At 61.5% G+C, this 23,943-nt stretch carries 26 protein-coding genes, 1 tRNA gene and 2 pseudogenes; 16 read left to right on the top strand and 13 right to left on the bottom strand.

Annotation, left to right across the window (positions count from 1 at the left end):
• Nucleotides 1–180: 180 nt before the first annotated feature.
• Nucleotides 181–558: a hypothetical protein gene (locus X744_RS152520; protein ID WP_023760243.1), complete on the top strand. Its 378-nt coding sequence runs from the start codon at nt 181–183 to the stop codon at nt 556–558.
• Between the two features lie 126 nt (nt 559–684).
• Nucleotides 685–1,179 carry a hypothetical protein gene (locus X744_RS152525; protein WP_023760242.1) on the top strand — a complete coding sequence of 165 codons (495 nt, stop codon included), beginning with the start codon at nt 685–687 and terminating at the stop codon, nt 1,177–1,179.
• A gap of 20 nt (nt 1,180–1,199) precedes the next feature.
• Here the strand turns inward: X744_RS152525 and X744_RS152530 are convergent, their stop codons facing one another.
• Genes X744_RS152530 through X744_RS152550 form a run of 5 tightly spaced genes read right to left on the bottom strand, consistent with a single transcriptional unit; the run spans nt 1,200 to nt 3,562 of the window.
• Nucleotides 1,200–1,505, bottom strand: a complete 306-nt coding sequence (locus tag X744_RS152530; protein WP_023760241.1) for an urease subunit beta — start codon at nt 1,503–1,505, stop codon at nt 1,200–1,202.
• Nucleotides 1,506–1,507: 2 nt separating this feature from the next.
• Nucleotides 1,508–2,101 (bottom strand): HupE/UreJ family protein, encoded by a 594-nt coding sequence (locus tag X744_RS152535; protein WP_031260534.1) that lies wholly within the window; start codon nt 2,099–2,101, stop codon nt 1,508–1,510.
• Nucleotides 2,102–2,132: 31 nt separating this feature from the next.
• Nucleotides 2,133–2,387, bottom strand: coding sequence for a DUF1272 domain-containing protein (locus X744_RS152540; protein ID WP_023760239.1), 255 nt, complete (start codon nt 2,385–2,387; stop codon nt 2,133–2,135).
• Between the two features lie 10 nt (nt 2,388–2,397).
• On the bottom strand, nt 2,398–2,700 hold the full coding sequence (locus X744_RS152545; RefSeq protein ID WP_023760238.1) for an urease subunit gamma: 303 nt from the start codon (nt 2,698–2,700) through the stop codon (nt 2,398–2,400).
• Between the two features lie 28 nt (nt 2,701–2,728).
• Complete coding sequence (locus tag X744_RS152550) at nt 2,729–3,562, bottom strand: urease accessory protein UreD (RefSeq protein WP_023760237.1); 834 nt, start codon at nt 3,560–3,562, stop codon at nt 2,729–2,731.
• Nucleotides 3,563–3,776: 214 nt separating this feature from the next.
• On the opposite strand from X744_RS152550, the gene X744_RS152555 reads away from it, so the two are divergent.
• The 3 genes from X744_RS152555 to X744_RS152565 all read left to right on the top strand — a co-directional run bounded on the left by X744_RS152555 (nt 3,777) and on the right by X744_RS152565 (nt 6,122).
• The gene (locus X744_RS152555; protein ID WP_023760236.1) at nt 3,777–4,031 is read left to right on the top strand and encodes an acyl carrier protein; all 255 of its coding nucleotides are present in this window, start codon (nt 3,777–3,779) and stop codon (nt 4,029–4,031) included.
• Nucleotides 4,032–4,036: 5 nt separating this feature from the next.
• Nucleotides 4,037–5,245: a beta-ketoacyl-[acyl-carrier-protein] synthase family protein gene (locus X744_RS152560; protein ID WP_023760235.1), complete on the top strand. Its 1,209-nt coding sequence runs from the start codon at nt 4,037–4,039 to the stop codon at nt 5,243–5,245.
• Between the two features lie 172 nt (nt 5,246–5,417).
• On the top strand, nt 5,418–6,122 hold the full coding sequence (locus tag X744_RS152565; RefSeq protein ID WP_023760234.1) for a glutathione S-transferase N-terminal domain-containing protein: 705 nt from the start codon (nt 5,418–5,420) through the stop codon (nt 6,120–6,122).
• A 30-nt stretch (nt 6,123–6,152) separates the two neighbouring features.
• Here X744_RS152565 and X744_RS152570 read toward each other — a convergent pair whose 3' ends face one another.
• The 5 genes from X744_RS152570 to X744_RS1000000175270 form a co-directional block, all read right to left on the bottom strand.
• Nucleotides 6,153–6,494 (bottom strand): hypothetical protein, encoded by a 342-nt coding sequence (locus X744_RS152570; protein ID WP_023760233.1) that lies wholly within the window; start codon nt 6,492–6,494, stop codon nt 6,153–6,155.
• 85 nt (nt 6,495–6,579) lie between these two features.
• A complete protein-coding gene (locus X744_RS152575; protein WP_023760232.1) occupies nt 6,580–7,200 on the bottom strand; it encodes a nucleoside triphosphate hydrolase in 621 nt (206 codons plus the stop codon).
• A 130-nt stretch (nt 7,201–7,330) separates the two neighbouring features.
• Nucleotides 7,331–8,431, bottom strand: coding sequence for a hypothetical protein (locus X744_RS152580; RefSeq protein WP_023760231.1), 1,101 nt, complete (start codon nt 8,429–8,431; stop codon nt 7,331–7,333).
• Between the two features lie 286 nt (nt 8,432–8,717).
• Nucleotides 8,718–9,389 (bottom strand): hypothetical protein, encoded by a 672-nt coding sequence (locus tag X744_RS1000000175275; RefSeq protein ID WP_245266696.1) that lies wholly within the window; start codon nt 9,387–9,389, stop codon nt 8,718–8,720.
• Nucleotides 9,390–9,434: 45 nt separating this feature from the next.
• Nucleotides 9,435–10,532, bottom strand: a complete 1,098-nt coding sequence (locus X744_RS1000000175270; protein ID WP_032907623.1) for a hypothetical protein — start codon at nt 10,530–10,532, stop codon at nt 9,435–9,437.
• Nucleotides 10,533–10,756: 224 nt separating this feature from the next.
• On the opposite strand from X744_RS1000000175270, the gene X744_RS152585 reads away from it, so the two are divergent.
• The 4 genes and pseudogenes from X744_RS152585 (at nt 10,757) to X744_RS152595 (ending at nt 14,833) form a co-directional block, all read left to right on the top strand.
• A complete protein-coding gene (locus X744_RS152585) occupies nt 10,757–11,647 on the top strand; it encodes a D-alanyl-D-alanine carboxypeptidase family protein (RefSeq protein WP_023760230.1) in 891 nt (296 codons plus the stop codon).
• Between the two features lie 428 nt (nt 11,648–12,075).
• Nucleotides 12,076–12,690, top strand: a pseudogene (locus tag X744_RS1000000175265) (ISAs1 family transposase); the annotation flags it as partial.
• Complete coding sequence (locus X744_RS1000000175260) at nt 12,667–13,461, top strand: ISAs1 family transposase (RefSeq protein ID WP_023760229.1); 795 nt, start codon at nt 12,667–12,669, stop codon at nt 13,459–13,461. The pseudogene X744_RS1000000175265 and the gene X744_RS1000000175260, both read left to right, overlap by 24 nt.
• A gap of 448 nt (nt 13,462–13,909) precedes the next feature.
• Nucleotides 13,910–14,833: a DUF1003 domain-containing protein gene (locus X744_RS152595; RefSeq protein WP_023760228.1), complete on the top strand. Its 924-nt coding sequence runs from the start codon at nt 13,910–13,912 to the stop codon at nt 14,831–14,833.
• 4 nt (nt 14,834–14,837) lie between these two features.
• On the opposite strand, the gene X744_RS1000000175255 is transcribed toward X744_RS152595, so the two are convergent.
• From X744_RS1000000175255 to X744_RS1000000175245, 3 genes and pseudogenes are all read right to left on the bottom strand, one after another.
• Complete coding sequence (locus X744_RS1000000175255; RefSeq protein ID WP_245266694.1) at nt 14,838–15,782, bottom strand: type I restriction-modification enzyme R subunit C-terminal domain-containing protein; 945 nt, start codon at nt 15,780–15,782, stop codon at nt 14,838–14,840.
• Between the two features lie 391 nt (nt 15,783–16,173).
• Nucleotides 16,174–16,416: pseudogene (locus X744_RS1000000175250) on the bottom strand (hypothetical protein); the annotation flags it as partial.
• A 167-nt stretch (nt 16,417–16,583) separates the two neighbouring features.
• Nucleotides 16,584–17,036, bottom strand: coding sequence for a DEAD/DEAH box helicase family protein (locus X744_RS1000000175245; RefSeq protein ID WP_023760225.1), 453 nt, complete (start codon nt 17,034–17,036; stop codon nt 16,584–16,586).
• Between the two features lie 139 nt (nt 17,037–17,175).
• Here X744_RS1000000175245 and X744_RS0137325 point away from each other — a divergent pair, with 139 nt between their 5' ends.
• From X744_RS0137325 to brxC, 7 genes are all read left to right on the top strand, one after another.
• Entirely contained in the window at nt 17,176–17,544 is a 369-nt protein-coding gene (locus X744_RS0137325) for a hypothetical protein (protein WP_156938572.1), read from the top strand.
• Between the two features lie 236 nt (nt 17,545–17,780).
• Nucleotides 17,781–17,857, top strand: a tRNA-Arg gene (locus X744_RS152600).
• Between the two features lie 313 nt (nt 17,858–18,170).
• A complete protein-coding gene (locus X744_RS152605) occupies nt 18,171–18,365 on the top strand; it encodes a helix-turn-helix domain-containing protein (RefSeq protein ID WP_023760223.1) in 195 nt (64 codons plus the stop codon).
• 93 nt (nt 18,366–18,458) lie between these two features.
• The gene (locus X744_RS152610; protein ID WP_023760222.1) at nt 18,459–19,025 is read left to right on the top strand and encodes a BrxE family protein; all 567 of its coding nucleotides are present in this window, start codon (nt 18,459–18,461) and stop codon (nt 19,023–19,025) included.
• Entirely contained in the window at nt 19,022–19,807 is a 786-nt protein-coding gene (locus X744_RS152615) for a BrxA family protein (protein WP_023760221.1), read from the top strand. Before X744_RS152610 ends, X744_RS152615 begins: the two co-directional genes overlap by 4 nt.
• Nucleotides 19,804–20,379 (top strand): BREX protein BrxB domain-containing protein, encoded by a 576-nt coding sequence (locus tag X744_RS0137320; protein WP_031260531.1) that lies wholly within the window; start codon nt 19,804–19,806, stop codon nt 20,377–20,379. Before X744_RS152615 ends, X744_RS0137320 begins: the two co-directional genes overlap by 4 nt.
• Nucleotides 20,380–20,392: 13 nt before the next feature.
• Complete coding sequence (gene brxC / locus X744_RS152620; RefSeq protein ID WP_023760219.1) at nt 20,393–23,935, top strand: BREX system P-loop protein BrxC; 3,543 nt, start codon at nt 20,393–20,395, stop codon at nt 23,933–23,935.
• Nucleotides 23,936–23,943 lie beyond the last annotated feature (8 nt).

Raw genomic sequence — 23,943 nt, 5'->3', positions numbered from 1 at the left:
GAAATGCGGTTTGCCGAAATGTAGTTTGCCGAAATGCAGTTTGATTGAAGTCCGGCACATTGCTGCCATCCAATGGTCACGCAATGACCCACTGGGCGACACCTTCTGATCCCATTTGGCGTTTGAGGTTAGGGGGTCACCCCAAAACGACCGTTTGCCAATCGATGGAAAGGAAAATCCATGCGCAAAACCATAGTTCTTGCCGCTGCCGCTACCCTGATGCTGGCGGGCGCCGCCAGTGCCCAGCAGCAACCCGCGCAGCAGCCAGCTCCGGCGCCGACCACGCCTGCTCCGGCCACCCCGCAGCCGGCCGTACCGACGATCCAGAGCGTCAACATCGTCGACATCACGGAACTGCCAAAGGACACCCAGACGCAGGTCAATCAGGTCATCGCCCAGCGTGGTGACGCCGGCTTGAAGAAACTGCGCAGCTCGATCGACGCCACGCCCAAGGTGAAGTCCGCGCTGGAGGCCAAAGGGCTCAGCTCGGCGCAGGTCGTCGCCGCCAGCATGGAACCCAATGGCGCGCTGACCCTGATTACCAAGAAGGCCAGCTGACAGACGGGCTGGGTGGGCCGGCATTCGGTCCGCCGGCCGCATCGGGACGGGAACCTTCGCCGGGCGGGATTCGTTTTGTTCTCGCGCTAGACCGCGTCCCGAAACGAATTCCCTCAGGAGCGAGCGATGGCGATCACTCCTTTTCCCGCCCAAAGACGGTTGCAGGCCGTCGCCGCAATGGCGTTGCTGGCGGCGGCCGATCCTGTTGCCGGCCTGAAGGCGCAGGGTCTTGAAAGCACGGAGACCGTCAACCGCATTGTCGGCTCGGAGGTCAAGCAGGAAGAGGCCAAGACCACGGCCGAAGCCGGAAACGTCAACACGGCCATCGACCGGACGCGTGAAAACATCGGCCTGGTGCGCAAGACCTCCAAGCTCGACAAGGTCGATATCGTATTCCTGACCGACGCCGCGCGCACCGAAGGCGGCCCACCGGCGGTAATAGAGAGCAAGATCAAGCAGCATCAGGACGACATTACCGAACTGCGCAAGGAGATCGAGGCCAACGCGCTCTTGTTCAATGCAATCGAGTCGCGGCGCGTGCTTGTGCAGGATGTCCTCGCCGTCGAATTCGACGATCCCGGAAAGGTCGTCATCTATGCCGCGGCCAAGCCGTCGAACTGAGCTGACCGCGCTGGCAGATCTCACAGCTTGCCCATCACCTTCTGCTGAAATCCGTAGACCTCGCGCTTGCCGCCAAGCGGCACCAGCGTCACGTCGCGCTCCTGTCCCGGCTCGAAGCGCATGGCCGTGCCGGCGGCGATGTCGAGGCGCATGCCTCTGGCACGCTCGCGGTCGAACTTCAGACCCTCATTGGTCTCGAAGAAATGATAGTGGCTGCCGATTTGGATCGGCCGGTCGCCGCTATTGGCCACTTTCAAGGTGATCGTCGGCAGGCCCTTGTTCAGTTCGATGTCGCCACCCGCTGTGATGATTTCGCCCGGGATCATCTTCACAGCACACCGAAAACGAGGCCGATACCGATCGCCGCGCAAGCGGCACCGGCAGCGCGGGACAGGCCACGGGACCGGCTGCCGAGACCGAGCCCGGCGGCGATGCCGGTGGCATGCAGGAGCGCGGTGGCGATCGCAAAGCCAGCCATGTATTCGAGCCCGCCGGCATTCTCCGGTATTTCGGTGCCATGGGCGTGGCCATGCAACAGCGCGAACAGGCCGATGATGGCAATGCCTGCCGAGACCGGGAGATCGACCGCCAGGGTCACCAGCAGCCCGAGCACCACGACCGATGCCAGAATGCCCGGTTCGACGAAGGGCAGGGGCATATGCAGCATGCCGAGCGCGCCGCCGGCCAGCATGACGCCGACAAAGGCCGCCGGCCAGGCAAGAACCGCCTTGCCGCCCTTGAGCGCTGCCCACAGTCCGACCGCGATCATCACGGTCATGTGATCGAGACCGGTGAGCGGGTGCATGAAGCCGGCCGTGAAGGAGGAGGTCGTGCCGATGCCGACATGGGCATAGGCCGGCATGGACGCCGCCAGAAGTGGAATTGTGGAAAGCGAAGCGCGTTTCATCGGAGCAGGGATCATCGAAATGCCTTCTGGTTAAGGGGCGCGGTGTTCAAGCAGCCTTGCGAGGGCCGCAGCCTTCGGCCTTGAGAACGCGTTTGGTCGAGGCAGGGTATTTCTTCAGCATCGCCGCCGGGCGGATCGGCCGTGCGGAAAAATTGCCCCCGCAATTGGGGCAGATGCCACCCAGCACATGCTCCACGCAGTCGGCGCAAAAGGTGCACTCGAAGGTGCATATCAACGCATCCGTTGCCTCCGGCGGCAAGCCCTTGTCGCAGCATTCGCAGTTGGGGCGCAGCTCAAGCATCTTTTCTTCCTCACCGTATCGGTTCGTGCACGGTCACCAGCTTGGTGCCGTCGGGAAATGTCGCCTCGACCTGCACGTCGTGAATCATCTCGGCGATGCCTTCCATGACTTGCGCGCGGGTGACGACATGGGCACCGGCCTCCATCAGGTCGGCGACCGGGCGGCCGTCGCGGGCACCCTCGACGACGAAGTCGGTGATCAGGGCGATCGCTTCCGGATGGTTGAGCTTGACGCCGCGTTCGAGCCGCTTGCGCGCCACGATCGCCGCCATGGCGATCAGCAGCTTGTCCTTTTCCCTCGGCGTCAGGTTCATGCGTTTTCCCAGACTGGTAGCGACAGGCCTACAGTGACCATAATTTGGGCAACCCCGCCCTTCCATTGAGCAATTCGATGAGTGGAACCAGCCGCTGGCGCAGCCGGTAGCTATCCCCGGCGTAGAGCCTCGCAAGAAGCTTGCCAGATTTCTTGACGCTCCAGACGCTGGCGCTGCCGTGGTCGCCGACGATCTCCAGAACCGGTTCGAGCAGCGCTTCGGCCCGCGGCGAAACCAGCAGCAGCGTCGCCATCGCGATCGCGCCGCCGGCAACCGCCGGGCGGTCGAGCGTGGCGGCGATATCGGGTCCGATGCGGAAATCCTCGGCATGAATGAGGCATCCGTCCTGGCGCACACGCCAGCGGTCATGGAAGTTGCCCTGCGTGGCACGTTCGCCCATTGCCAGGCGGCCGAAGACGGTGACTTCCAGCACCAGCGCCTCGGCGCCAGCGGCAAGCTCGACGTCGAGCTTACGGGCAAAGGCCGCCCGGTCGTAGACGATGGTTTCCTGCGGCAGCCAGGCAACGCGGCCGTTTTCACCGACCGACAAATTGACCCGCACCTCGGCACGATCGGATGCCGCCCGATAGATCTTCTCGCAAGCCTGGGTCGTGATCGATGCCGATGCGGCCGCGCCGACATCCACGTCCCAGGCGATCCGGTCGCCGCCGGTCATTCCACCGGCGGTGTTGATCAGCACCGCTTCGAGCGGATCGGCCGAGACGGCCGGCATCCTTATTTTGGCGGCACCGTCCTGATAGAGGCCCCGCAGGCGCGTGCGACCGTCACTGAGTGCGCAGGAAAGCCGCGCCACGCCCGCAACGCGCTGCGTCGAAATCCCGCCATGTTCAGCCGTATCCATGCCTGCACGTTAAGCACTCCGGCGGCTTTGTCGATATGGAGTTCGATATAGCTTGTTGCTTGACAACGTTTCGGTTTCTATAGAGGGAACCACCTTGGTACGGTCACAGAGCGCTTGGCGGGGGTATAAAACGACGACGGCGGCTTGATACCAGGAGAATAGGGGCGCTGCTCAGTTGGCGTCGGGAAACGCGACACAGTGGGGAAGAAACCGAATGGCCGACCAGCTGGCAACGGATATCATCGCGAAGATCAAGGCTCATGCCGAGCCGGGTGGCGAGGAAATCACCACCAACACCGAATTGACCTCGCTTGGTATCCATTCGCTCGAGCTGACCGAGATCATCTTCGATCTTGAGGAAGAGTATGGCATCGAGATCGAGATGAACACGGTCGACGCCTGGAGCAATCTGAAGAATGTCGGCGATATGGTCGAAGCTGTCCGCGCGCTGATCGCGAAAAAAGCCTGAACTGAATGCGGCAGCGCGTCGTCATTACCGGCATGGGCGGCATTTGCGGGCTCGGCACCAGCGCGCCTGCGATCTGGAACGAGATGCGCGCCGGCCGCTCGGCCATAGGCCAGATCACAAGTCCGCAACTGCATGATTTGAAGGTCAAGGTCGGCTGCGAAATCAAGACGCTTCCCGATCACGGCATCGACCGCAAGCAGACCGTGTCGATGGACCGCTTCAGCCTGCTGGCGACGATCGCGGCCAGGGAAGCCATGCAGCAGTCCGGACTGGTTTCGAATGATGCCACCACCTATCGGATGGGCACCGTCGTCGGTGTCGGCGTCTGCGGCTGGGAAGCGATCGAGGAGAACTATCGCGCCATCCTGATCGAGGGCAGGAATCGCGCCGGCATCTTCACCGTGCCAAAGGTGATGCCAAGTGCCGCATCCGGTCATGTCAGCATGAATCTCGGCCTGCGCGGGCCGGTCTTCGGCGTCACGTCGGCCTGCTCGTCGTCCAATCACGCCATTACCTCGGCCGTCGACCAGATCAGGCTCGGCCGCGCCGACGTGATGGTTGCCGGCGGCACCGATGCGCCGCTGGTCTGGGGCGTCCTGAAGGGATGGGAAGCGCTGCGGGTTCTGGCACCGGACACCTGCCGGCCATTTTCGGCCGATCGCCAGGGCCTGTCGCTTGGCGAAGGTGCCGGCATGGCGGTGCTGGAGAGCTACGAACACGCCATGGCGCGCGGCGCCACCATTCTTGCCGAGATTGCCGGCGCCGGCCTTTCCGCCGACGCGTCCGACATCGTCGCGCCGACCATCGAAGGACCGACGGCCGCCATGCGCGCCTGCCTGGCCGACGCCGGGTTCAATCCCGAGGATGTCGACTACCTCAATGCCCACGGCACCGGCACCAAGGCCAACGACCAGATCGAGACGGCGGCGATCAAGCGCGTCTTCGGCGACCATGCCTACAAGCTCTCGATGTCGTCGACCAAGTCGATGCATGCCCATTGCCTCGGCGCATCGGGCGCGCTCGAGTTGATTGCCTGCGTGATGGCGATCCGCGAAGGCATCGTGCCGCCGACGGCCAATTTTCGCGAGGCCGATCCCGATTGCGATCTCGACGTCACGCCGAATGTGGCGCGCGGGCGCAAGGTGCGCACCGCGATCAGCAACGGCTTCGCGTTTGGCGGCACCAATGCGGTGCTGGCCTTCAAGGCCGTCTGATCCTGCATCGGCCGTTACAGCTACCCGGGGCGATCCCGGTCGTCCCAGAGTTGACCGTCCGTGCACGATGAAACGTTCACCGCCATATTGATCGTGACGTTTGGCGCATCTAATTCTTGGCCGCCCCCGCCAAATCGTGCCGCTCGGCGCAAATCCCCTTCAGGAGTTTCCCATGGCCGACCTGTCCGCCTTCCCGATCGCAACGCGCTGGCCAGCCAAACACCCGGACCGGATCCAGCTCTACTCGGCGACAACGCCGAACGGCGTGAAGATATCGATCGCCCTGGAAGAAATCGGCCTGCCCTACGAGCCGCATCTGGTCAACATCAGCAAGAACGAAAGCTGGACGCCGGAATTCCTGTCGCTCAATCCCAATGGCAAGATACCGGCGATCATCGACCCGAACGGTCCGGACGGCAAGCCGATCGGCCTGTTCGAATCCGGCGCCATCCTGCTCTACCTCGCCGAAAAGACCGGCCTGCTCATGCCCGTGGACGCGGCGCGCCGCTACGAGACCATCCAGTGGGTGTTCTTTCAGATGGCCTCGGTCGGGCCGATGTTCGGCCAGGTCGGTTTCTTCCACAAATTCGCCGGCCGCGAGATCGCCGACAAGCGCCCGCTGGAGCGCTATCGCGATGAATCGCGGCGGCTGCTCGGCGTCCTCGATAGCAGGCTGAAGGGCCGCAAATGGATCATGAGCAATGACTACACTATTGCCGATATCTCGCTGCTCGGCTGGGTACGAAACCTGATCGGCTTCTACGAAGCGCGCGACCTCGTCGGTTTCGACGATTTCACCAATGTGGCGGCGTGGCTGGAACGCGGCCTGGCGCGGCCTGCCGTGCAGAAGGGCCTGACCATCCCGGCCAGAGCCTGACCCCCCAAACCTGCGAGCTTTGAGAAGGCTCTACTTCGCCTTGGCTTTCGAATCGCCCTTGCCCACCACGGATGCTGCAAGCGATGCAGTACTCCTGGCGGCGGCGACGACGGCGCCTGCAGCCACATTGGCCGCAGCCTTGACCGTACGCAATGCGCTGCTCGAAATAGAACCGTCAGCGCCTGCTGGTTTCTTGGGCTTTGCGGTTTTCGGCGCGGCTTTCGCGGCCGCCGGCACCACTTTCTTCGGCGCTGCCTTGCCGAAGGCCGGCTTGGTATCCTTGGAACGCGCCGTGGTTGCCGGGCCGGCGCCTGCCTTGGATTGGGTTGCCTTGCCCTTGGAGGGCGCGGGCTTTCTTGCCTTCTGTGCCATCGGACGGACTCCCTTCTTGGCAGAATTGCCTTGTCCGCGATAACGGCCTGAAAGTCTTAAGGTTCCCCTTGCGCAATCCGTAGAATCAAGCGGAAAGGCCGATCACTAGGTCGGCAGCGCGGCGGCGAGCGATAACCCGGTCGATGTTGGGCATGTCGTTTGAAGCGATCCAGGCGCGCGCATCCTCATCGGAGCGGCCGTGCCCATGCCAGCGCTCCAGCAGGCGGCGCTCGAGCTCGTCACGCGGCACGTCGACGAAGATCGAGAAATCGAACAGCGGCGCCAGCCGCGACCACGGTTCCTCGTCGAGCAGCAGGTAATTGCCCTCGACCAGGATGAACTTGGTCTCGGTGGCGACGATCGAGGCGGCGGCGCGCGACAGTTCAAGGCTCCGGTCGAAGACCGGTATGGCGATATCGGGTTCGCCGGCCCGGATGCGCTTCAGCAGGGCCTCAAAACCGGCAAAGTCAAAGGTTTCCGGCGCACCCTTTCGCGCGCGCAGGCCGCGCTGCTCGAGCACGGCGTCGTCATAGTGGAAGCCGTCCATCGGCACGACCTCCGAAGTGCCTTCGGGCAACAGCTCACGCAGCCTCGCCGACAGCGTCGACTTGCCGGCGCCAGGCGGCCCGGCAATGGCGACGATGAAGCGGCTTGCCTTGCCGGCACGCTTGAAGATGGTGGCGGCGAGATGGGCGATTTCGGACATTGGAGCCTCTCTCTGGCCTGCATGATCGCCAGGATAACCACAATCGCGGCATCTTGTCGGCAGCAAGCGGAAATTTCAAACCGGAATTTGCGCGCCAACGTTCCTTGAGAACAAACAGGAAGCCATCCGATCAAGCTGCCGCCGTTCGCCCTATGCGCAGGAAGTCGCTGTCGAAGGGAACCTCCCAGGCCGAGCTGCCGGTTGCCAGCCGCATTCGGCCATCCTTAGTCGTGACCTCCTGCGGCGGCCCGCCGCCGGACAGCGGCATGGCGCCGATCACATGGCGAAAGGAAACGCTGCGGCCTTCGCCAAGCGCAAAGGCGGTCGCCACGCCTTCGCGCGTCAGCCAGTTGTCGGCGATCGAGGCAGCATGGCCTATCGCCGTTCGGCCATCCTCGATGCCGAGCACGCCGCGGTGGCGGCCGCTCCAGGGCGCGTAGTCGCGTCCGCCATTGCTGAACCACAGCATGGTGATCGGCAGCTCGGAGGGGTTCTTCAGCACCAGCACCAGGTCCTGTTCGGCCTCACGCGCCAGGGCGGTCCAGCCCGGCCCGCCATGATCGGCCTCGACCAGCGTCAGGAAATCCTCGCGGCGGTCGCCCATGCGATATTCCGTCAGGTCGAGCGTGCCGCCGCCGGCGGCGGGAAAATGCCCGAGATCGGCGGACCGACCGGGGTAAGCCAGCATGAAGCGGCCGCGCGCCGGATCCGGCTCCAGCGGATCGTCCGGCGTCGCGGCGAACAGCTTTGGCGAAAAGGCCAGCCTGCCGCCGCCCGTCATCGCCGTCATCGGGTGATGGGCGACCGAGATCGCGCCATGACCGCCGGAAAACACATGCTCCTGGTAGAGGAAGGGATGGCCGTCGCGCAGCGTCAGGATCTTGTCGACTAAAGCGCCCATCACCTTGTGCCGCAAGCGGTAGACCGCACGCCAGCCATCTTCCGTCGCGGCACTCTCGACGACGTCCCAGGCGCTGTTGGCCGGCCAGCCATGCAGCGGCGCCTCCTCGACATCGCTGCGTGAAAACGGCGCGCAGAGAAAATCGCCGGACAGCCGGACGGTGCCTTCAGGCAGATCATCCGGCAGCGTCTCGCCCGCGTCGACCCAAGGTGCGCGGTGCAGCGGCCTTAATTGCCGCCCGCCGCCCTCGACGACCATGTCGGCGATGTGGCCGACGGTGAGGTCGAGAGAAACCGAAATATCCCTGGCCTTGATGGTGCTGACAGTCATTGCGCTCTCACCGATTCTGAATGCGCAACCAGAACCCTTCGGCGCCGGTTGCGCAAGGATGATGTCGGGCATTTCGTATCAAAAGGAGGGTGGCGACTGATCGCCGAACGTCGGCGCTGCCCCCGCTCCGCCTCGCTGCGCGAGGCACCTCTCCCCCGCTTTGCGGGGGCGAGGAACCCAAGTTCTGCAAGACTGGCCTTTCGAAGTTGGCGGTTCCTCGCCCCACGAAAGTGGGGAGAGGTGGCTCGGCGAAGCCGAGACGGAGAGGGGAATGGCACCGCCCCCTCTACTGCCGCTTGTACTCCCGCACCGGCGACTTGGTGTCGTCGGTGTAGGTGACCTGCACCGACATCGATTTCACGCTGTCGGCGACCTTGAAATAACCCTTGGCATCGTAAGGGATGGCGTAAGGGTCCTTCTTGTCGCAAGGCGGTATCTCGAGCGACTTGTCGAGCGCGGCACCGTTCAGGCTGTAGTGCACCTCCTTGATGGCGCAGCGGTAGGACAGCATCTGCGTGAAATAGACCAGGCCGTGGTTGCCGCCGGCATCGAAGGCGATCCACGACGTCCAGAACTGGTCGAGGATCTGCTTGTTGCCTTGCTGGAGTGCTGTCTCAGGATCGAAACGGATGTCGAACGGGCCAGTTTCGCGGCCCCTGATGTCGAGATATTTGATCGCGATAATCCCGGCCGCGGTGCTGTCGGGCATCTCGAAGCTCGGATTGGCCATCGGCTTGCCGGTGGTCTGGTCGTTCATCGCCAGAAAACCGGTGTCGGTGAACGGACCGCTGTCGCCCATGCGCCAGGAGATGGCGGTCGCCGGCTCCGGCAGCGAGATGGTCATCGACCAGCCCTGGTTGGAGCGCATCGGCGTCAGCGAAGGCACGAAGCGGGCTGGGTCGAGCACGTCGCCGAGGGCTGCCAGCCGGCTGCGGCTGCGGTCCAGCCAGTCGGCCAACTGCGTCTGGTCGACGAAATATTTGAGCAGCCCGCCATCCTTTTCCTAGGAAACGAATTTGGTCAGCGCCTTGGCCTCGTTGCGCTTGTCGGCCAGCGTCTGGGCGCCGAGACGGTCTTCCGAGAACTCCTGCGCCAACAGGAAATAGGCCGGCGCGAAATCCGCATTGGCCGCGATGAAAGCGTTGAGCTTCTCGAGGCGCTGGGCGTCGTCGAATTGCAATATATGCACCAGCTTGATCGACAGCGCCTTGCCCTTGTCGGCAAGCGCGCCGAACACCTCGCGGGCGCCGGCCTTGCCGTCCTGGACCCGAAGCAGCGTGGCAAAGCGCGTGTAGGGGTCGATGGCATCGACATCGAAACCGGCAAAGGCGAGATACGAGCGCCGCGCGTTGAGCATGTCGCCCGAAAGCTCGTAGACGCGGGCATTGTGGTAGAACTCGTCCGGCCGCTTCGGCTCGGCGATCGCCCCGCCTTGCGCGGCAAGGGCGGCAAAGCCCTTGGCGATGGTGTCGATCGAGGCGGCGATCTGCTGCATCGTCGCCTGCAGCTTCTCGGTCTGGGCCTGTTGCTGCGCCTGGCCGGCGGCCAGCGTCTCGGTCTGCTTCTTCACCTCTTCGGTGGTCTTCTGCACCTGCGCGGTCTGCTGCGTCTGCTGCTGCTGGGCGTTGGCGATCTCGTCGGTCTTCTTCACCACCGTGTCGGTCGACTGTTTGACCGCTTCGACCGTCTTCTGCGTCTGCGTGACCGTCTGCTCGATCTTGGCCACCTTGGCCGAAACGATGCCCAGCGACTGCTGCAGCCCGGCGATGGCTGGCACCAGGCTGGCGATCACCCCGTTCTGGGCGTTGGTCTGCTGTTGCAGGCCGTAGACGCCGCCGGCGACGGCGGCAGCACTTGTGGCGAAGATCAAGGCCGGCAGCGCCTTGGCCGCCAGCACCAGCCTGAGCACGATGGCAATGGCGATGATGACGGCCGCGATCGAGGCGGCCAGCGCGATATAGGCGGCGAACGGCGCCAGCGGATTGAGGATATCGGAAGCCGCACCTCCGATAAAGGCGACGCTGCCGGCCCATTTGCCGGTGCGGCTGAGCGATGCCCTGATAAGCGAGGGCGCCGCGCCCCCGGCCCCGATGTCAATCATGCCAAGCCCCCAAGCCGCCAGATACCGCGACTTCCCACAGGAAACGTGGTTTTGGCAAGGAAAGACACGGGAAACAGGCCGTTTCGGGGCGCTTTTCGGAGGAACCAGGTCCTGCGCGGCCTCGACAATCCTGGGGCTAACCTCCATTAACCAAATGGACGCAGCTGACGCGTTACGTTAGCTTCGCCTTATCTCAGCAACAGCTTGACCGAACAGACTTGCCCTTGCCCCACCTGCGTCCCCTTCCGCTCATCCAGCGCGTTTTTGCGGTCCTTGGCCTGTTGCTGCTGTTTGCCGGCTGCACGACCGTGACGCCGCCGGACGCCGTATTGGCGGTACCGGCGCCGCCGCAGAAATATGCCGCCATCGTCGTCGACGCCGGGACCGGCAAGCAGCTGTTCGAGGTCAACTCGACGGCGCAGCGCTATCCGGCCTCGCTGACCAAGATGATGACGCTGTACCTGCTGTTCGAGGCGCTGGATGCCGGCCGCCTCACCAAGGAAACGCAGATCCCGGTTTCGGACCATGCCGCCTCGCAGCCGCCGACCAAGATGCGCTTCCGGCGCGGCGAGAGCATCGACGTCGATTCCGCGATCCGCGCCATCGTCGTCAAATCGGCCAATGACGTGGCGGTGGCGGTCGGCGAATATCTCGGCGGCTCGGAGGATCAATTCGCCGCCATGATGACATCCAAGGCGCGCCAGCTCGGCATGACCAGCACCTCGTTCCGCAACGCGTCCGGCCTGCCCGACGATGGCCAGATGACGACCGCGCGCGACATGGCGGTGCTCGGCATGGCGTTGCATCGGCGGTTTCCACAGCAGTTCCACTACTTTTCCGAAAGCGACTTCATGTTCCGCGGCAGGTTGGTGCGCGGCCATAACGACATGCTCGGTCGCGTGCACGGCGTCGACGGCATCAAGACCGGCTACATTAGGGCCTCGGGCTTCAACATCGTCACCTCCTACAATGCCGACGGCCGCAATCTGATCGTGGTGGTGATGGGCGCCGACAGCGCCCGCCAGCGCAACGACCATGTCGAAGCGCTGATCCAGCGCAGTCTGTCGCCCGCGATGGCCGACACCAAGACCAGGCTGATGTTCGCCAAGCAGTGAGGAGTGGTACGCGCAGCGGACAAAAAGCCAATTGCTTGGCTTTTTGAACGACGACCGGTGAAGCCCCGGTCCGCCTTCGGGCGGATCGAAAGGTCCAGTGGACCTTTTGAAGGGGCTGAACGCCCGAAGGGCAGGGAGCCTGCGAAGGGCGAGCTGCCGGTAGCAAGCATCGCGCTCGGCTGCGCAAGGCGGAATCATGAATCGTTAACGCTCTGGTAACCAAGCGGGATTCTGTTGGCCGGGAAGGAGACCGGCGATGGACGCAAGCTTTCTCGATCATATTGACGACATTGAAGACCCTCGCGTGCCCGGAATGGTGGTCTATCGGCTCGACGAGATCCTGCTTACGGTGCTGGTGGGCCTGTTGTGCCGAGCGGAGGATTTCGACGAGATCGAGGACGTGGGCGTCGAACTGCTCGACTGGCTCNGTGGGCCTGTTGTGCCGAGCGGAGGATTTCGACGAGATCGAGGACGTGGGCGTCGAACTGCTCGACTGGCTCCGGCGCATCTTGCCGTTCGCGCATGGGGTTGCGCCGGCGCAGACCTTAAAGCGGACGCTGGCACGGCTCGATCCGCGACAGTTGGAGACGGCGTTCGCCGCCTGGGTGAAGAGCCTCGCCGGGCGCATCGGCGGCGTCGTCGCCATCGACGGCAAGACCGTGCGCGGCTCCAAGCAGGACGCCGACGGGACAGGCGCGTTGCATCTCGTTCAGGCCTGGGCGCACGAGGCGGGCCTCGTGCTGGCTATGCGGGCGGTGGACACCAAGAGCAACGAGATCACCGCCATTCCCGAGCTTCTCGACATGCTCGCCCTCGAAGGCGCGATCGTCACCATCGACGCGATGGGAACGCAAAGGCAGATCGCCGCCAAAATCGTCTCCAAGAAGGCCGATTATGTCCTGGCGCTCAAAGGCAATCAGGGAACTCTCGAGGAGGATGTCGCGCTGTTCTTCGACGATCCCGTGCTCGCGGCCGATTGTTCGTGTCATGAAGAAGAGCCGCAAGCCGGCCACGGCCGGATCGAGGAGCGCACGATCCGCGCCGCCGANAAGCAGGACGCCGACGGGACAGGCGCGTTGCATCTCGTTCAGGCCTGGGCGCACGAGGCGGGCCTCGTGCTGGCGCAGCGGGCGGTGGACACCAAGAGCAACGAGATCACCGCCATTCCCGAGCTTCTCGACATGCTCGCCCTCGAAGGCGCGATCGTCACCATCGACGCGATGGGAACGCAAAGGCCGATCGCCGCCAAAATCGTCTCCAAGAAGGCCGATTATGTCCTGGCGCTCAAAGGCAATCAGGGAACTCTCGAGGAGGATGTCGCGCTGTTCTTCGACGATCCCGTGCTTGCGGCCGCTTGTTCGTGTCATGAAGAAGAGCCGCAAGCCGGCCACGGCCGGATCGAGGAGCGCACGATCCGCGCCGCCGATGCCGCCTGGCTCGCCGAGCGTCATCCCGATTGGAAGGGGCTTGCGAGCTTTCTCGCCGTCACAACGCGTCGCACGATCAAGAAGACCGGCGCGGTCTCGATCGAGACGCGGCTCTTCATCTCCTCGCTGCCGCCCGACCCCGTCCGCCTCGCCGCCGCCGTGCGCGCCCACTGGAGCGTGGAGAACAATCTGCATTGGGTCTTGGACGTGGCGTTCCGCGAAGACGAGTGCCGCGTCCGTAAAGACCATTCGGCGCGCAACCTCGCCATGATCCGCCGCGCGGTGCTCAACATGCTCCGACGCGAGCCTTCAAAGACCTCGCTCAAGCGTAAGCGCCTCAAAGCCCTCATGAACCCGACCTACCGACAAGCCGTCCTTGCAGGTTAACGATTCATGATTTGGCCCTGCTCGGCTGCGCGTGGCGCATTGCCCGGTGAGGGCAACTATGCTACATATCCAAGCATGGTGCTGAGTCGCGCCAGTGACCCGCCGCAAGGCGGTTTTTTGTTGCCGTCACCCTCCCGCAGCCATGTACGCCCTGGTTCGCAATGCCGTTCGAGCAAGGTAGGCGATCAGCGCAAACCCTCATCGCTTCGTCATCCACGGGTCTACGCGTCCGCTTCGCCCGTGGATGACGAAGTTGGTGAGGCTTCGGCCAATCTCGAATGTCCCCACCCGCCCTGAGGCCGCGAAGAGCGGGCCGCAGCCAGCCACACCGACCCCCTCCGATCGATCAAAACCACTTGTCCGGCCCGCGAAATCCGTGCCCCGCGCTGGCTATGCGCCGCCACCTCTGTTTATCGTCCCGCCCAGCACCGCAGCAGGAGCCCCCACCATGAGCACCGTCCCGAAAACGCCCGAGCAGCCGCCAGACAATCAGAACGACAGCGGCGGCGAATATTTCGAGGCGCCGACCACAGGGGAGCTCGAGGCCGACCAGACTTCGGACGAGCACCTCGAAACGCCCGACGTGCCAGATTCGGAGCCGTCCGTTCCGGGCGCCCACCGCGGCAAGCCGAAGAAAAAACCATCGGCGATATCAGGCCGCAAATTCCGCAAGCGCGATCTGGTGCGCATCGACACGCTGCGCCCGAGCCTCGCCGACCGCATTCGATCCGATCATCCGGACCTGCCGGCCGGCGCCCGCATCACCCGCGCCGAGCTCGGCCGCTACCGCATGCGCTACATGGAGGAGCTGCTCCAGCAGGAACACGGCGAATTCTCCGAACTCGACCGCCAGGTGGTCGAATCGATCGCCAGGCAGGACACCATTTCCGAAAACTCGGAGGAAGAGTTCGAGGAGCACCGGACGTTCGCCGACCGCGTCTCCGACAACATGGCTTCCTTCGGCGGCAGCTGGTGGTTCCTGATCTCGTTTGCCAGCGTGCTTCTGGTGTGGATCGGCATCAACCTGTTCGCCGGCATGGCGGGCGCCTTTGATCCCTACCCCTTTATCCTCTTGAACCTGCTGCTCTCCTGCATTGCCGCCATCCAGGCGCCGATCATCATGATGAGCCAGAGGCGGCAGGAATCCAAGGACCGCCTGCGCTCCTTCAACGACTACCGCGTCAACCTCAAGGCCGAGCTCGAAGTGCGCCATCTGCACGAAAAACTCGACTACCTCATCTCGCGCCAATGGACCCGCCTGGCCGAAATGCAGCAGATGCAGCTGGACGCGATGCACGAACTGACGGGTGCCAGGAAGCCGAAGCGGGCGGTGCGGAGAAAGAGGGCGGTGAAGAGCGAGGCGGCGCAGTGAGCGGCTAGGCCACCGCGCTGTCGCTGATCTCACGGATACGGCTGACGAGTCTGGTAACTCTGTCCTCGTCGAATACTTGCTCCGGCCCCGTAGGAGCTAGATCGGTAAAGGGTGGCTCATAGAGCAAGCTCGGGTCCATAGTGCCCTGGTCGGTCAGGTGCTCGATGATCATGCCGACGAACTCGATCTGGGCGGCGGAAGCTGTTCCCGCAGACAGGAATTCGCCCAAGGCTTCCGAAACGGCGGCACGGTCGAGCCCTACCAATGAACGCACGAACCGACCGAAGCCACGGCTGGTCTCGCGGGCTCGTTCGATATCGCCGGCGTCACCAATGCCTGCATCGAGCAGCATCTTTTCCAGCGCGGCCAGATCGATGGCCGTCAGCGGCTTTCCCTGCCTCAGCTTGTGCAAGACGAGATGGTCCTCGTGCCTCTTGAGGAAGTGGCGTGCTTTCTGCTTGAAGCGAGCGAAGTCGGCTTCGCCAACTTGGGGCAGATCGATTTCAACACCATCGCCGATCTCGTCGGCAAAGTCGGAATAGACAATCGCTTTCCGACCCTTCTCGATGTGCTGGACGAGATCGCGCAGCCGTAGCCGAACCAGTTCGAGCAAAGGAACGTTGACACCCTCCCACCAGATGTCCGTCTGGATCTCTTCGATCAGGACGGCCCGATGAGCGATCGCCGGAATGCCAGTCTGGTCCTCCAGCGCTGACGCGATTTCCAGCAGTTGCTTCTTCAGCGTGTCGAACCGCTTGGAGCCCTTCAGCAGCGCAAGCTGCAGCGAAAACATCAACAGGTCGAACCGCTTCGCCTCCTCGGTTCCAAACTGCTTCGCCGAAGGTAAAGGCGCAATCTCGTCGACAAGCTCCTTGCGCTTCTCGTCGTCGATCGCGATCCAGGCTTCCGGTCTTTGGTATTTTTCCACCGCGCGACGACGCTGACGCACGATGAAATTCTCGAGGGTTCAGCCCGGCTAGGGTGTCGCGCAGAACTTCGACCGCATCGGTTCTGATATCTTCCTCGGTCAGCGGCGAGGCGACATAGGTCGAGGCTTTGAAAGGTGTCGGATCTTCGGCTAGGCCATCGGACTTGCGCTTCTTTTCGTCAAGCGCGCGCACCAGGTCGAGCCGCGCTGCAAACAGCCGTTCCGACAATGACTTCGCGGTGCTTGCATCCTTGAGTTCCGGATTGGCGCCGAAGAATTCAAGGTTCTGGCAGTAGTCGAAGACGCGGAAGAACTCCTTGTCTTGGCCCGGCGCGAACAGGTCGGGACACAGCCGGGTGCCGCGCCCCATCATCTGCCAGAATTTCGTCTTCGAGCGCACCTGCTTGAAGAAGACGAGGTTCACCACCTCCGGCACGTCGATACCGGTGTCGAGCATGTCGACCGAGATGGCGATATGAGGGGCCTTCGTTTTCTTCGAAAAATCGTCGATCAGCGTTTGCGCATAAGCGCCGCTCTCATGCGGATAGGCCGCGTTGAACCGCGCCTCGATGAACACCGCATGCGCCTGGTTCTTGGCGAAGATGATGGTCTTGCCGAGCCGATCACCACCTTCGACCTTGAGTCCGTTGGTCATCAAATGCGCGATGACGAGATCGACGGTGTCGGTGTTGAAGAGCCGCTTGTTGACCTCCGCGGCATCGACGCTGTCGGGGATCTCCTCTTCGCCCCATTCCAGCATGTCCCAGCGGTCTTTCTCTTCATCGCTGAGATCGTCGTAGCGCAGGCCGGAGCGCACGATCTTCAGCGGCACGGAAATCGCCTTGGGCGGCACCAGATGGCCATCGGCCACCGCCTCGTCGAGCGAATAGGCGTCGGTCGGGATGCCATCCTCAAGGTCGACAGCGAATAGGTGTTATGGTCGATTTCGTCCTTGGGGGTCGCCGTCAATCCGACGAGGAAAGAGTCGAAATATTCGAAGATCGCCCGATAGCGTTGGTAGACAGAGCGATGCGCCTCATCGATGACGATCAGGTCGAAATGGCCCGGTCCGAACTTGCGCTTCTCGTCGGCCTTGCCATCGATCAGATTCATCATTGTCGGATAGGTCGACAGGAAAACGCGGCCATCGCTGGTGCGCTCGGTGACGAGGTTGACCGGCGCTGAATCCGGCAGATGTGCCTTGAACGCGCCGGCGGCCTGGTTGACCAGCGCGACACGGTCGGCGAGGAACAGCACGCGCTTTGGCGATGCCACCCGCCCAGAAGGCATTCCACACGGCGTCGATTTTTGAGCGAAGTTCACCTGTGATCATTCATTCCTCGAATACTGACTGTGATTTCGTCGCGACCGTAAGGCAGGTCGGCTCACGATCAAAGTGCCGATAGAGCACCAAATGATTTTGCAGCTCGGCCTTGCATCTTTGAGTCCGCCCTTCACTTTGCATAGGTCGCGGCGGAGGACAGCGTTGATTCCCATTTTGGATTTTGTGTCCGAAAAAATTATCGCCGGCGTTCTGCAAAGGGGCGAAAGAGGGCGCCGCTATCAAGCTGTCTTGACGGGTCTCACGTCGCCGGAATTGGAAGGCGTGAGGGCGGCTCTCGATGCGAAGATCGACGGAGATAATATCTTTACGGCTGGCTGGATGCCTGGCAAGAACTGGATCAACACTCCTTTTTGGCCGATATGCGTAGGTCCCGCGCAACGCGATATCACTTGGGCCAGGGTTGATGGTCTGGGAAGCATTCGAACGCCATTCCGATGACTGGTTGGTTGGAAACTTTGAACTAACGGCGTTGACATCGGCAGCCGCACCTATTGGAAGCGGAGATACTAAATTCAACCTCCACTCCATCTGGAACGAGCAGCATTCGATTCGAGCCTGTGGTTTTGCCTTTGCCGCAGCCGCTATCCATTTGCCCGTTGAAGCCCGCCGCGGCTTCCGCTAAGAAGCCGTGACTTGCCGGTTCACCGGCTGGTACGTTTTCCGGATTCCGGGAAGCACCCGTAGCTCAGCTGGATAGAGCGCTGCCCTCCGAAGGCAGAGGTCACAGGTTCGAATCCTGTCGGGTGCGCCAATTAAATCAACTGCTTATGCAATTTCTGCAGTAAGTTTGTTTGAACAAACTCACCAGAAACTCACCAACTCAGAGAGAGCTTCCGGCTAGTTTCGGCTACCAGATCGTGGCCAAACGCCCGTCCTTTCCACCCCGGAAGATGTTCTCCAGTCCGTGTCGGGTTGGTTCGTCAGCGGGAATGCCCAAATCCCATTCGCATCTCCTTGAACCCCCGAGATGTCGGTGGAAATCGACACCGCCCTACGATCTCATCTGGTGAGTCCTGGCAAACTCTGGCATCTGTTGCCCTCTTTTCCTGAAAGGGGACCGGTCTATGCCGGATGAGATCCTAACGCTGCCGGAGGTGGCCCAATTGCTCAAGGTCGCGGAGAAGACCGTCTACACTATGGCTCAGAGGGGCCAGCTTCCCGCTTTCAAGGTGGGAGGGCAGTGGCGATTTCAGCGCATCGATATTGATCATTGGATTGAGCAGCAGAAGGCAAGTTCCCGAGATGAGGGCAGGAGCTGAAATGGCTGTCCGCTTATTCCCGAGTCCACATAACCCACCGCAGATCGGTTTCAGCCCGCACTCAGTCGCTTGCTTCATCACGTGGTCCCGCCGATGACGAAGGGAGGAATCGATTTTGACCGACTGTTGAAATTGCGGTTGGTCGTCGCCCGAGTTGGTGAGATGGATCTCGCCAAATGGTGGAATACTCGCGGCCAACTCGGCCGACTTGGCGCTGCTGCTATCCGGCGAGGGTTTCCACGCACCCATTATTTTGCGCAGGCTCGCTCCGTATTCGCTGTCGCAGCTTTCCGCTGTCGTGAAGTCTTCGATCCGCCACAGAGCGTCACGCTCTGGCACCTTACAGAGACCTTGGAGGAGGAGTTCGAGACGCATTGGGAGCGTTGCCTTGATCAGGCTGGCGCATGGAAACCATTTTTTTTGGAACTGGAGGCGTTGAAAGAGACGGAAGTTAAGACAGCTCTCCAATCTTTCAATCTGATCACCGACGACGATTTAGAGCTGCTCTCCCGGCTCCGGCGCTCCGCTGAAGGCCGCGCGGTGCCCTTGCCTACGCCATTCACTAGCACAGATCAGGACATCCTATCTCTTGCTCTGGGATTCGCGCGCGGTGAGCCAGGCGCATTGGCCGTCCCATACGCGCGCTTGGAAAACGCATGAAGCCGGCGGCCCGATCCCACATTGCTTCGTCATTTACCCTCATTAAGGGCGCGATGATCGACGAAACATATGCAGTTTTCGCAGCGTGGGATTTTGCTTCTTCCAAGAAAGAAAATCTGGACCGCTTGAGGCGCGAGAATTTCATCGGCGCAAGGACGACGACTTGGCTCCGAGATGTGGCCAAAGTGCTGAACCGGCGGTTCGATCCAAATGCCCGTGATCGCTCGCTCGTGCTCTTGGCAAAGCACGGTTGCCCCATCGAAGAATGGAAACCGATCCTCCTCTGGCATATCACTCGTGACGAATTCCTCCTTCGTGATTTTCTGATCAACTGGCTTTTCCCAACCTTCATATCCGGCACGTATCGCGTTCGCACAGAAGACCTCCACGATCACCTTCTCAGTGTCGGGCGCAGGGGTGGCACGACCGAACATGCTTGGAGTGAGATGACTCTACATCGCGTGGCCGCCGGTTTGCTAAAGATGGCTGTTGACTTTGGCCTGCTTCGGGGAAGCATCGCCAAGGAATTCGCGAGCTACCATCTGCCGGAGCGAAGCTTTCTTTACCTTCTCTATGCCTTTCGCGACGAGATGAATAGCCCACGCAAAGTTCTCGAATCGACGGACTGGCAGATGTTTCTGATGCTTTCGACGGATGTAGAGCGGGAACTCCTACGGCTTCATCAGTATCACAAATTGGACTACCAGATTGCTGGCAGCATCGTGCAACTCACACTGCCCTGTGCCAACGCTTGGGAGTATGCGGAAAGGATGGTGGCATGAGCGATCTTGTACACCGCATCAAAACTACTCTAGAACCTATACTCGACTTGGCCGATCCGCGTGAACGTATAAGTGCATACCACGACATGCCCTATGCGCTCTTCCGCTATGAGCCCGAAGAGGAGTTTGAGTTACGCAAGCAAATCACTCTGCTCGAGACCCGGCTTACCCAAAAAGGAAAGCGCGTCAGCCGAATATCATTGGCCGAGTGCCTGGACGAGGCAATGCAATCTCAACGACCAATCGAAGATTGGTTCGCGGCGGAGCGTGAGCAGGGCACGGAAACCATAATTGAGACGGTGCACTCGGTCCTTTCTGAGTATGCACCCCTTGTTGATCTCGTCGCTGCGCGGATGCCAGACGATGCCGATCCGCCTCGCGATATCGTCTTCATCGTGCGGACCGGCGCCTTGTTCCCCGTCTACCGCACATTCTCATTGTTGGAACAGCTGAAGGGACGCGTCACCGTGCCGACGGTCTTGTTCTATCCAGGCGATCTCGACGGTGCCGCAGGGCTCCGGTTCATGGGCGTGCTCGCAGCCGAGCACAACTATCGCCCAAAAATCTTTTGACGGGATTTCAATGATGGCCAACGAACCGATCAAAAGCCTCTTTGCAAATGACATTCATCGTCGCATCGAGGAAGTCATCAAGGTCGATCAGACCAGCGATGACATCCTACGCGACGAAATCGATGAGTACGTGGTGACCGACGCCATTCGCTCCCACTACACCAATATATTCGACGCCTTTCGCGAGACCCCGAACAAGCCGCACGAGGGTATCGCTATTTGGGTGTCAGGCTTCTTCGGCTCGGGTAAGTCCAGCTTCGCAAAGATGCTGGGTCTATCGATCGAGAACCGCGTCGTGGCCGGAATTCCCGCCGGTGACCGGTTCGCCCAGAGAGCCGGTGACAACAAGCTTCAGGTGCTGCTGAAGGCGATAAACGAACAAATTCCAACACACGCCGTGATCTTCGATGTCTCGACTGACCGGGGGATTAGAAGCGGAAACCAGTCTCTCACCGAGATTATGTATGGGCTTTTCCTACAGAGCCTCGGCTATGCCAAAGATCTCGACCTCTCCGAATTGGAAATCGCCATCGAGGAGAAGGGACAGCTTGAGGAGTTTGAAGCTGAGTACGAGCGCATCTTCAAGAAGCAATGGTCTCGCGAGAAGGGAAAAGTTGCGTTCGCTCTCAGCGAGGCTAGCCGGGTTCTCCACAACCTTGATCCCGAGACATATCCGATGGCCGATTCATGGGTAAAGGCTGTTAAGAACAAGGCTGACATCTCACCTGGAAAGCTAGCGGAACGTGCGAATGAATTGATGAAGCGCCGGCGACCTGGCCAGGCCCTTATGTTCGTCATCGACGAAGTCGGCCAGTTCGTCGCTCGCGACATACAAAAGATGCTCGATCTCCAGGCGGTTGTTCAGAGCCTCGGCGTCAAAGGCCGCGGCAAACACTGGATCGTTGTCACCTCGCAAGAGAAGCTTGGCGAGCTCGTCAGCGGCCTCGATGACAAGAAGATCGAGCTTGCGCGCCTGATGGACCGCTTCCCTCTGCAGGTTCACCTAGAACCTTCAGACATTTCGGAGGTCACCAGCCGGCGCGTTCTATCCAAGAACGCTCCCGCTGAGAAAGCGTTAGGTGAGCTCTTCGACCAGCACCGAGGAAGATTCACTGAGCATACCCGCCTCACTGCCGACATCAGGCTGCCAGAACTGACTCGCGACAGTTTCGTCGATCTCTATCCGCTTCTGCCCTATCAGATTGATCTAATTATCCAGGTCGTCTCAGGGCTCCGCACGCAAGGTGGAGCGAGTAAGCACGTGGGCGGCGCAAACCGCACCATCATCAAGCTCGCGCAGCAGCTGCTGATCAACCCTGCCGTCAACCTTGCCGACCAGCCAATCGGCGCCGTGGCCCGACTCGATCAGGTCTACGATCTCGTCGAAGGCAACATTGGCTCTGAGGTGCGGGCGAAAATCTCAGCCATTTCCAAGGAACTTGAACACCCCCTGGCACAGCCAGTCGCGAAGGTGATCTGCCTGCTGCAGTACGTGAAGAGCGTTCACCGCACGACAGAGAACATTACCGCCGCGCTGCATCCCAGTGTCGTCGGGGATTCACAGCTCGCTGCGGTGAAAGACGCTCTGCGTCAGCTTGAGGCAGCTAACAAGGTTCGCCTGGGCGACGACGGATACCGAATTCCGACGCCGGCGGAAGACGACTGGGAACGCGTTCGCAATGGGATCAGTCCAAAGCCGGGCGACGCGCATCGGATCTACTCCGAGGTGCTGGCCTCGTTCTGGCAGCCGCAGCCTAGCCATACTCTCTTTGACACCAAGACGTTCAAAGCAGGCCTCTCCATCCATGGTCGTGAGATCGTGGACGGCGACCTGATGTTTCACGTACATCTCGCCGAAGTTGGGGCGTCCTTTCAGGCAGTCGCAACTGAGCTCCGTGCCCGTAGTCAGCAGGAACGCAAGAGCGTCTTTTGGGCTGTCGCTCTCAACGAGGCCATAGATCGCGAGACCGTCGAGCTCTTCCGGTCCAAGGAGATGCTGGCAAGAAAGGAACGCGAAGCCAAGACGGCTGACGAAACCGCGCTCATCGGCGAAGAGAAAATCCGGCAGAGGCGACACCAGGATGAACTGCGCCGGCTCATTCGGGCGGCTTGCTTGGCGGGTAGCGTCAGTTTCCGTGGCAATGATCGCAGTCCAGACGATCGGGCCGTCGACATGGGCAAGAGCGCTGCCGACATTCTAAACGATGTACTGCCAGAGGTGTTTGATCGCTTCAAGGAAGCCGCCGCCCGGCTGGCCGACGTAAAGAAGGGCGTCGATGCGCTGTTCATCGCCGAGAACCTTCAAGGCCTTCCGCCAGTGTTCAGTGGCCTTGGCCTCTTGCGTGACGAAAAAGGGAAGACTGTCTTTCGTGTTGAAAGCGGCATCTTAGCTGAGGTCTTGTCCCGCATTGAGGAGCGCGCCAACTACGGTGAGACCGCCAGCGGCCGATTTCTGGCCGACGAGTTAGCGAAGGAGCCATTCGGCTGGGACTTCGAAATCGTTCGGTTGCTTGTGCTTTCGCTGCTGCGCGCCGGGAAGATTCAGGCGACCAGCAAAGGTCAGACAATAGACTCCGCGACAGGGATCGAAGCACGTGACACTTTCTCGAACAACAATTTCTTCCGTCAAGCCTCGTTCCGACCCAAGAAGGGCATCGAGTTCGAGGAGCTTGTAAAGGCATCCGAGGCCTTTCGGGACACGTTTGGAAGCGAAGTCCGGGAGCTCAACGCGGGAGCCATCGTGTCTGAGCTTCGCAAGGAAGTCGCGCGGCACGAGGACCCGGTTGCCTCAGCACACGGCCAGCTCATTGCATATCGACTTCCAGGCGCTGCGGTCCTCGAGGGTGCGATCGGTCAAATGAAAGCCGTCCTTCGCGGTTCAGAGGACAACGCGATCGCAACCTTCAATGCGTCGCATCGCTCGATCAAGGAGGCCATCAAGCGCGCCACAGAGCTTGACCAAGCACTGTCGGAACCACGCCTGCGGGATCTAGACCGTGCACGAGAGGCACTAAAGACGGCTTGGCCCTTCCTAAGCGGCGAGCCTGACGTGAGCGAATATCTCCGAGCAAGGGCGGCGGAGCTCGAAGACCTCCTGGCCCGTGAGACTTTCTATCGGGACCTGCCGACGATCGAGCAAAACGCGTCGGCCATCGACGCCGAGTACACCCGTCGGTTTGACGAAGCGTTGGAAGTTCGGATTGCGGCCTACACTCAAGCGCTCGACCGACTTGCAAATACTCCCGGCTGGGACGGCATCGATCCGGACCAGCAGCAGAGGCTGGCGGCGCCCTTGGAGCGCGGAAAGACGCGAGACCAGGAGCGGGTGCCGGTTCCTCAGCTCCGCTCGGAGTTGGATGCCTGCGAGACTCGTCTTCAGGACGCGATCGCGGAGCTTCACCGCATTGTCGACGGTGATCGTGTCGCTACGGTGAGGCTGGGCGGATATTTCTCTGGAGGGGTTGAGACCGAGGAACAGCTCGATGCCGCCCTCGCCGGGATCCGGGAGGAATGTTCGCGCCTGATCGGCACCGGGAAAAAGGTGATAGTCCAGTGATCGGCGCG

The organism is Mesorhizobium sp. LNHC252B00, from assembly GCF_000502955.1.
In the GTDB taxonomy this organism is placed as follows: Bacteria; Pseudomonadota; Alphaproteobacteria; order Rhizobiales; family Rhizobiaceae; genus Mesorhizobium.
This window is presented reverse-complemented; position numbering and strand designations above follow the sequence as displayed.